The organism is Rhodococcus artemisiae, assembly GCF_036327795.1.
Lineage (GTDB): Bacteria > Actinomycetota > Actinomycetes > Mycobacteriales > Mycobacteriaceae > Rhodococcus > Rhodococcus artemisiae.
Genome location: NZ_JAUTXY010000038.1, coordinates 1 through 7953 on the forward strand (window position 1 = coordinate 1; position 7953 = coordinate 7953).

Annotated in this window: 9 protein-coding genes; 5 read left to right on the forward strand and 4 right to left on the reverse strand. The window is 64.6% G+C overall.

Annotated elements, in window-relative coordinates:
- Positions 1–783: 783 nt before the first annotated feature.
- Positions 784–1839 (forward strand): M48 family metalloprotease, encoded by a 1056-nt coding sequence (locus Q7514_RS32965; RefSeq protein WP_330137371.1) that lies wholly within the window; start codon positions 784–786, stop codon positions 1837–1839.
- A 606-nt stretch (positions 1840–2445) separates the two neighbouring features.
- Here Q7514_RS32965 and Q7514_RS32970 read toward each other — a convergent pair.
- From Q7514_RS32970 to Q7514_RS32980, 3 genes are all read right to left on the reverse strand, one after another.
- The gene (locus Q7514_RS32970; RefSeq protein WP_330137372.1) at positions 2446–3168 is read right to left on the reverse strand and encodes a hypothetical protein; all 723 of its coding nucleotides are present in this window, start codon (positions 3166–3168) and stop codon (positions 2446–2448) included.
- 130 nt (positions 3169–3298) lie between these two features.
- The gene (locus Q7514_RS32975) at positions 3299–3865 is read right to left on the reverse strand and encodes a hypothetical protein (RefSeq protein WP_330137373.1); all 567 of its coding nucleotides are present in this window, start codon (positions 3863–3865) and stop codon (positions 3299–3301) included.
- Positions 3866–3870: 5 nt separating this feature from the next.
- Entirely contained in the window at positions 3871–4095 is a 225-nt protein-coding gene (locus Q7514_RS32980; protein WP_330137374.1) for a hypothetical protein, read from the reverse strand.
- On the opposite strand from Q7514_RS32980, the gene Q7514_RS32985 reads away from it, so the two are divergent.
- From Q7514_RS32985 to Q7514_RS32995, 3 genes are read left to right on the forward strand one after another with little or no spacing between them, the layout of a single operon-like run.
- Positions 4094–6034 (forward strand): hypothetical protein, encoded by a 1941-nt coding sequence (locus Q7514_RS32985; RefSeq protein ID WP_330137375.1) that lies wholly within the window; start codon positions 4094–4096, stop codon positions 6032–6034. The genes Q7514_RS32980 and Q7514_RS32985 overlap by 2 nt on opposite strands.
- Positions 6031–6411 (forward strand): hypothetical protein, encoded by a 381-nt coding sequence (locus tag Q7514_RS32990; protein ID WP_005573146.1) that lies wholly within the window; start codon positions 6031–6033, stop codon positions 6409–6411. The genes Q7514_RS32985 and Q7514_RS32990 overlap by 4 nt, the downstream gene beginning before the upstream one ends.
- A gap of 46 nt (positions 6412–6457) precedes the next feature.
- Positions 6458–6622: an SRPBCC family protein gene (locus Q7514_RS32995; RefSeq protein WP_005573145.1), complete on the forward strand. Its 165-nt coding sequence runs from the start codon at positions 6458–6460 to the stop codon at positions 6620–6622.
- Here Q7514_RS32995 and Q7514_RS33000 read toward each other — a convergent pair.
- Entirely contained in the window at positions 6613–7038 is a 426-nt protein-coding gene (locus Q7514_RS33000) for a HEAT repeat domain-containing protein (RefSeq protein ID WP_330137376.1), read from the reverse strand. The genes Q7514_RS32995 and Q7514_RS33000 overlap by 10 nt on opposite strands.
- A 180-nt stretch (positions 7039–7218) precedes the next feature.
- Between Q7514_RS33000 and Q7514_RS33005 the strand changes: the two genes are divergently transcribed.
- Positions 7219–7818, forward strand: a complete 600-nt coding sequence (locus Q7514_RS33005; protein WP_330137377.1) for a hypothetical protein — start codon at positions 7219–7221, stop codon at positions 7816–7818.
- The last annotated feature ends 135 nt before the right edge of the window (positions 7819–7953 follow it).

Sequence of the window (7953 nt, forward strand, 5' to 3'; positions counted from 1 at the left end):
TTGCTTGACTTTCCGGGTGTTCGGGCCCTCGCCGGAACCGGTCTTCTTCCCTGCCATTCGTCAATGATCAAGTAGTACGGCGCGAATCCCGTGCAGCGACACACCCTATTATCGAAACATCTTTAATTAAATGTGCTAATGGCATACGAAATATGTAGCAGTAGTTGAAATGTCGGATAAGAGCGTTCTGAATGGTTCTCGCGTGTCAGGTGCATGCGTTGCGCACGGGCCACTTCGCAGGCGACAGAGGTTGTAGGCTCGGGAGATAGATGAGGTTCTCCGGGGGAATCAGTTCCCTACTGCGACAGGTCCAGCCGATATGTTCTATTGACTGAGCGTATTCAGTCAGTCACGAGCGCGACTACCGAACGCCAGCAGCGTCCCCTCATCGGCAACCGAAGCTCAGGGACTTCGGCTACGCAGACGATGGGCGTATCGGACCCCACGACCATCCACGGCCGCCGTGTCGCACTGTCCGCCGTCAATGGGCCTAGTCTGAGGCCTCACAGATGCCTGGTCGGCGTCGTCGGAGATCAGTACGAACTTGGGAGGCAGTGCTGTGTGGATTGCGGATAGAAGACTGTTCGAGACGGAGTACAGCGGGGGATCGCGCCGGGATCTCGACATCACGATCGTTGGGCGCTGATGGTGACGCTCGGAAGGTCGGACGGCGCCCATGCGCTGAGTCTGGCAGAGCAGGATGCATGGCGGTCGCGTGTCGAGGAGATCTGTTCTGAGCTTGGGTTGTGGTGCCCAGACATCCGTTTCGTCGGTGGCTGAGCGGTGGCGGCTGCGTCTTATCACCCATGGAAGGATCGTCTGAAAATCCGTCGTGCCTGGATCGCGAAGGCGGGGCGAGATCCCCTCGTCCCGGCGGTATCGTTCTTGTTGGCCCACGAACTGGGACACAACAGGGATCGCCGACTATGTCCCGCCAGGCCTTTTGTGGCCGCGGTGGTCTTGCTCGCCGCGATAGTTGTGATGACTCTGTTTCCACACCTGTGGCCTCGGGTTGGAGCATTTTCCGCTGTGCTCGCCGCCCTGATCGCTATGAACCACTGGCTAGAGTTTCGTGCCGATGATGTGGCCGCCGACTATGTCGGTAGTGTCGATCCGATGGCGACCTGGTTGCAGATCGCACCCGGAGGCTCCGGAACTGGGCCGACGCATCCCAGTGATGCTGCGCGCGTTAAACGTCAGGAACGGCGACTCGGGCGACGCCGAATCCTTCTCGACTTCGAAGCGGCGATCGCCGGCAGTGCGGTGGGCCCGCGGGAACGGTTCCTGACCTGCTGGCGCGGCTTGGCAGCTGCGCTTGCCGGGATGCTGAAACGCCCGTTCGAACGCAGGAAGCTGGTGACTACGATACTGCTGCCACTGGTCATTCTCCTGTGGAGCGCGAATTTCGCGGTGTGGCTGTCTTGGTGGGCTGCATTGATTCCACTGGTTTTTGTCATCGGTTTGGTGGTGGTGACGTGGCCGTTCGTGTGTGTTCTTGCCCCTGGGTGGACGCTGATTAGCCCTGATCGGATGTCGTCATTGCGCGTCGTTGCACGGCGTTCGTTCCCCGGGGCATATGAACTCCGGTGCTACTCACGGTGGCCAATGACCGTCGAGACGAAGGCCTCCGCCGACGAAGTGGCGTGGGCTGTGGTCGCCCTCGCTGACCAGCAGGGCGTTACGCTGCTGGCTTTGTCGGCGTCGGATCGTTTGCGCGAGTACTACATCGATAAGTTCGGGTTCGAGAAGGCATCCCCGGAAGTGTGTGCGCTCCTCAGCCCAGCGAAGCCGCGTCCGTACCTGGTGAGGCAGCCGCGTGTTGCGAGTCGTGCTGATTGAGTGCCGGCTGACCGAGGATCGGCCGACGCCGAGCGAATTGGCGATCGCGTCCAAGCTTCGCCCTGTTCACGCAGGGTCCGGGCGAGCTCGATTGTGTGAGGAGCGGATATCGGTATAACACAACGCTCGTCAACGACCCGGTTGTCGGCAACTCCTGCGAAGATTGCGTGATGCGACACCACAAAGGAGCTACGGGCGCGAGCATGGGTGGATCTGTCATCCGCGTGAAGCGGGCCAAGATGCCGCCCCGTGCTGACGTCACCTGCCCGGTCTGCGACGCGCCCAAGCGCGTTCCCTGCAAACAGTTTGATGAGAAGCGGCGAACGATGGTTGCGCTACCTAAGATCCATCCGGAGCGGGAGGTACTGCAACAGCAGTGGAACAAGGATCGGCGCGAACGCCGCGCTGCTGGTACATCGTCCCAGGCATAACACGATCTTCACCGTGCGGCCGACGCACAGCAGACCGCTCGATGATTAACCATGCCGACCTCTACGAATTCTCCAGAAAGGTCGGCTCCTGCGACCTCAGTAGGGGACCGATGACGAGTGAATCCATGCTGGGTGTTGACGTGCGTGTCGACGCGTTGAGGACGCGGCGGCGGTCCTACCTGGCTGACCCGTCGACAGCCTTCGTCGCGATGATGTTCCACCAGTTGCCGGCGACGTTGATCGGGGTGCCTTCGATGCGGCCGGCGGTGGTGAACTGGCCGGTGACGACACGGCCGTCGCTATGGCCGACTCCGGTCAGCGTCGAGTGAGCCTGCTCCGGCGCACCAGCGGCGACGGCAGTGGTGGTGAACAGGCGGGCGTCGGACAGCCCGTACTTCAACGGTTCCTCGTTGGTCACTTCGGTGACGACGTCCACCGTCCTCCCGCCACCGGTCACGGTGTAGTGCGAGCAGTTCTGCGCGAAGTCGGTGATGGCGGTCAGGCTGTCGGCGGAGATGGTAGCGACGCTGGTGGTGAACGACTGCTGAGTGTTGGGGTTCTGGCCGACCTGTCCGGCCCAGCTGTCACCTCCACGCGCGGCCGACCACAGGGCAGCCCCTCGGTTGCCGTCGGGCCCGCAATCCGCGGGGGAGTAGGTCAAGCCCTCACCGGTGCCGGCCGCGTCGAGGATCGCGGGAATCGCCGACGTCGGCCGGTCGGCTGGATCGGTGATCTCCCATCCGTCGAAGACGGTGCGGGGGAAGTCGAGGGCGGTGACTGTGTTGGCACGCAGGTCCTCGACCGCGTCGGTGTCGGTGTCGGTGCTGCTGCACCCGGCGACGCTGAGGGCGAGAAGTGCGGCCATAGTGGCGGTCTGCAGGATGGGGCGAGTGCTCACAGGTGGTCCTCGAAGGTGGGGTAATGGTTCTGGGACACCTTGCCTCTCCGGTTCTCCACTACTCGGGGCCCGAAGGGCGATCACCGTGGCGAAGGGCGATCAGCCTTCGGACCCGGGTGTAGGGAACGGTTCAGGCTGCGGCGAACGGGTTCTCGCGAACGGCGGCGACGCAGAACCGCCTCAACGCCTCCACTCGGCGTGCGAGTTCCGCTTCGCCGTCGATAGTGCTGCGGGTTACAGGTGCCTGAACGCGACTACCGGCTGGCGGCAGTAGGCGGTAGGAGGCAACTCCGATCGCCTCGAGGTCCCGTCGAAGATCCGTTTCGGGGTAGTGCCGAATGACCGTGAGCCGCGAGCCGAGATCTGCCTCCAGCTGATCGACTGCGTCCTCTGCGTCAATGACCAGGTCCATGAGGCGTCGTTGGGTGGTCGTCGGTTCGCTGGGCCATTCGGTGACGGTGATCGCGCTCCGGACAGTATTTTCCACGGACTTGTCGTGGAAGAACACGCGAATCAGGAATCGGGAAAGGCGACTCTCGATCGAACGCGGTGCGCGAGGCGGATAGTTCCCGGCGCGCACTGCGTCGACCAAGTCTTCGGGAACTAAGGACCAATCCACGATGCGGTAGCTGCGAGGTTGGCGTCGTGCGATCCCTTCACGTTGGGAGTCGTCCGGGGACACAGTCAGTTCTTCCATTCGAGTCATCTCCTCTGGTTGTTGACGTTCGCCGCGGGAATGCTCGCACCTGCCTTCTCCACGGTGAGCGTTCGCGCTGCAATCCCGGGGGAATCGGCTGCCAACCACATCGGATAGGGCTGGAGTGCGGCGCAGCGTCGGGCAGGTCGGTCGGGTCGGGGGTCGGTCCGGTCGGTCGGCGGTCGGCGGTCGAATGAGCTGGAGAACCAGCGCGAGATCATCGGCGTCATGCCCAACCCTGTCCTGGTCATCGACATCGGAGCGTGCACGCTCACCGCGGCCATCCGTGACGCCAGCGGCCGCGTGACTCCACTCGCGATCGATGGCACCACCACTCCGCCCGCGCGGCTGGTCGTGCAAGCGGGGCAACCTCGGCCGGCTCGAGACAGCGACCCGTTGACCCTGGCGCAGCTGGGGCCACTGATCGAACGTCTCGATGTTCCATCCCTTGTCATCGACGGAGTGTCCTGGTCGATCGAGTCGCTCACCGCACTGCTGCTGCGCCCGGTTCTTGGCGCGGCCTTCGACCAGATCGGGGCGACCCCAAAGATCCTCATCGTCGTGCCCTCAGAATGGGCCCCCGAACTGCAACGTCGCTTTCAGCGGATCATGCATGCCGCGCTGACCCGCACCGTCACCCTCGTTCCGTCCGACAATGCCCTCGCCTACGCACTTCCCTCGCTGCGTACCGGTGCCGGGGTCATCGCCGTCGACTGCGGAGCCACCGCTCTGTCTGCGATCGCCGTCATCGGCGGCGAGCGCGGCCCCCGGATCGTGGGACGGGCCCAATCCGACAGCGGTGGAGACATCTTCGACCGATTCCTCCTCGCCGACGCGCTCACCGACGCCGGATTCCCGGAGCAGGCTGTGGATGCCCGCTGGGGCTTCGCCGGCGTCCCCCGGGTGCGTGCTGCCCGCGAAGCGCTCGCGGACGCCGACACCGTCACTGTCGACCTGCCACGGCCAGTCGGCCGGATCGCGCTGGCCGAGCGGGATGTCGACGCGACCGGCGAACGGTACTTCACCCACCAGTTCAGCGACCTACTCACCCGGCTCGACGAGAACGCCACCGAGCCGATCAGCCGCCGGCTGATGCTGTGCGGTGGACTCGCCTATGACCCGGCCGTCCCCAATGCCGCGCGTGTCCACGGCCCGGTCAAGGTGATGGCGAACCCCCAGCACGTGCTCTGCCGCGGTGCCCTCGCCTTCGACGCCGCCGCTGTCGACAGTACCGCCGACCCGGGACCCCGCCCGATCGCCGAGCCCGACGACGAAAACGCTGAACCCCTACCCGGGATGATCTCCAAGCGCACCCTGATGCTGTTCGGCGGCGTCGGCGCCACGGTCGTGGCCATCGCCGTCGCCGGCGGGTTGGCACTGTCGGCGGCGATGACCGGCGCACCGGACCTGCGCGAGCCGGAGCTGCGGAACGTGGCGTCTTCCGTGCTCCCGGCCGATCAGTCGATCACCGGGGTGCGCCTGCGGGCATGGGCAAACGGAGCCGACACCACCGACGGGACCACCCGCAGCCTGTCCGGCGCCGACGTTCGGACGTTGGCGTGTGGCGGCACCCGGCCGGCGGAAGGTGCCGAGGCGGACGGGGTGCGGCGGCATTCCTCGAGGATCTTCGTCTCGGACGACACCTCCTCCAGCACGGGATCCGGCGCGAGGGCAACGTCCTGGGACAGCTTCGACCCGTCCGCAACCACGAATGTCATCGTCACCGCAGCGATCGTCGGCCGTGACGATCGAGAACCGGTCTGGAAGGACATCAGCTCAAGCAACCAGCGCTGCCCGTCCACCAAGGAGGACCTGGTGCGGACCATCGTCGTCATTCCCCAGACCGGACTCGACCCCGGACCGCCGAGCTACGCCGAGGAGCTGCCCTCCGCTACGACGCCCCGCACCCCGACGAGCGCTCCCAGGACGACCACGACTCGCGCGCCGCAGGGCGGAGTGACCATGGGTACCCAGCGGCAAGCCTGGCGTGGTCTCACCCCGGCGAGCATCTCCGGGTCCGGGACCGACATGCATGTCACCTGTGTTCTCGACATCGACGGCGTGGTCCTCAAACGCTCGTGCGCGACCGCCGAGGATTCCGGCACGGCAGACCATCTCGCGCAGCTGGGAGCGACGGCGTTCAACCCGGCCCCGGAGATGACGCGATGACCAGACCCGAACACACCAAGGCGATGGCGGCCGCCATCCGGGTCGATGTGCAGGTCGTCCAGCTCGCGGCGCCGGTGCTGATCCGCCGGGCGATCGCGCATTACAACGCCCGCCTCGCGCCGGGGAAGCGGCCAGCAGAGACGACTTCGAGTGAGGCTTTCCTCAAGCGGCTGTGCGTGAACTGGCTGCGGCACACCGGATCGAACTACGACGCCCACCGCAACGGCGTCCGCACCAGCGGTGGTCAACGGCTGTCCGAGACGGCCGGGTCGGTGATCAAGAAGCGGGTGCTCGTCGAAATCGTCCGGGTCTACCCGTGGTTGGCCGATGAAGCCCGCCGCCAGTACCGAGAACTCGACCAACCCAGTCGGCACTGACTGGGCGGCGGGGCGGCACCTCGCCGCCGCCGGTGACGGGACCGAGGTGACCGTCACCGCCGCGGACGTGCCACCCGGCATCGACCAAGCGGTACACGAGGCCGGGATCGCCTCGTCGCTGGCCACCCTGGCGTCGTACGTCGACGGGGGCATGACTCAGGTCGGCGATGTCGCCGGTCTTGGACAAGGTTGTCTTCCTGATCAGGCGTAATGTCCGAAGAGTTTCTCGATCTCGGCGACTCCGAGTCGAACTGCGTCTGAACGGGTGTCAGTGAGGATCGACCGTGCACGTTCGAGGATGGGGAGTTCTTCGAGTCCCTGCAGCTCTTGGAGCTTGGACGCGATGTGGTCCGCGTCAGGGTCGTCGATCCGCTGTCCCAAGGTGTCGAGAACTGCTGAAAGACCCTGTGTCCCGCCTCGGCGTGCGAGAACGTGAGCCGCGGTCACCTGGACGGCAATGTCAGGATCGTCGAGGAGTTCGGTGATGCGGCGCACGACATTGGGGTTCGACAAATGACCGGACATGTCGAGGCAGGCTTGCTCTCTCACACTCCAATCGGGTGAGCGCGATGTGCGGATGAGGTTGTCGTCTTCCCCTCCGCCATGGGAGTTCCGTGTTTCGTTCATCAGGGGGCCTCGTTTCCGTTGTTGCAGTGTGGTCTTCGGGTAGAGCAGCGCTGTCCGTCATGGAGCGGACCGGGTGCCGGCGTCGCCTGCGGCCCGGGTCGCCACGGTCTGCAACACCCGCCTCCGTCCCCGAGACGATCGACTCATCCGATCCACCAGAACCCGAGAGGTTATCAACAGATGAGCTTCAATGAATGGGAGTCCGGGACCATCACCCTGCCGACCGCCGCGGTGCCCGGGCTCCGCCAGGCACTCAACGCCGCCATCAAGGATCACAGGGCATTGGTCGTGGCTGAGGTCGACGCTGTGTGGAATACCGTGAAGGCTCGACCTATCGACAAGCGGGCTGCTGAGATTCCCGATTCGGTGGCATTCCTGGTGTCATACGACGACGACGTGCACGAACATCGTCGCGCCGATGCCATGTCGCTGGCGCAGGACATCGTCAGGAGCAGCGGCGGACGAAAGCCCACCACCGCTGCGATTTCCAGGGTGATTCCGGTCCCGAACACCCGAACCCGCGAATGGAAAGAAAGCGAGCTCGGATTGAAGCTCGATGGACGCACACTGACCTGGAACGTCCCCGAGCGCAACCATGCGTGCGACCTTGCCGCGACCACGCACCTGCAACAGGCTGCTCTGCGGTATCTCAACACCGTCACTTGGACTCGCGGCACCGGTGGTGTGATCGTCGGCAACGACGAAGAGAACCGCGAAGACACCTCCCACGGGGGTGGCGGAAATCACGTGCTCCGCCGATTCGGACCTGCAGGTCGATAGCTCGTCGACTAGGCAGTGTTTCAAAAGTGATCTTGAACCGCGTTCCCGCCGGAAGGGGTGTCGCAGTCGTTGAGTGAGTGAGGTCTCCGGTATCTGGGTTTAGCGACCAAGCAAAACCTGAAGATCTCGGAGACC

Bases quoted from the DNA above. Each gene is read 5' to 3' on its own strand.
- Q7514_RS32980 (WP_330137374.1), bottom strand. From the start codon at position 4,095: ATGACGCCGATGATCTCGCGCTGGTTCTCCAGCTCATTCGACCGCCGA.
- Q7514_RS33000 (WP_330137376.1), bottom strand. From the start codon at position 7,038: ATGAACGAAACACGGAACTCCCATGGCGGAGGGGAAGACGACAACCTC.
- Q7514_RS32990 (WP_005573146.1), top strand. From the start codon at position 6,031: ATGACCAGACCCGAACACACCAAGGCGATGGCGGCCGCCATCCGGGTC.
- Q7514_RS32985 (WP_330137375.1), top strand. From the start codon at position 4,094: ATGCCCAACCCTGTCCTGGTCATCGACATCGGAGCGTGCACGCTCACC.
- Q7514_RS32975 (WP_330137373.1), bottom strand. From the start codon at position 3,865: ATGGAAGAACTGACTGTGTCCCCGGACGACTCCCAACGTGAAGGGATC.
- Q7514_RS33005 (WP_330137377.1), top strand. From the start codon at position 7,219: ATGAGCTTCAATGAATGGGAGTCCGGGACCATCACCCTGCCGACCGCC.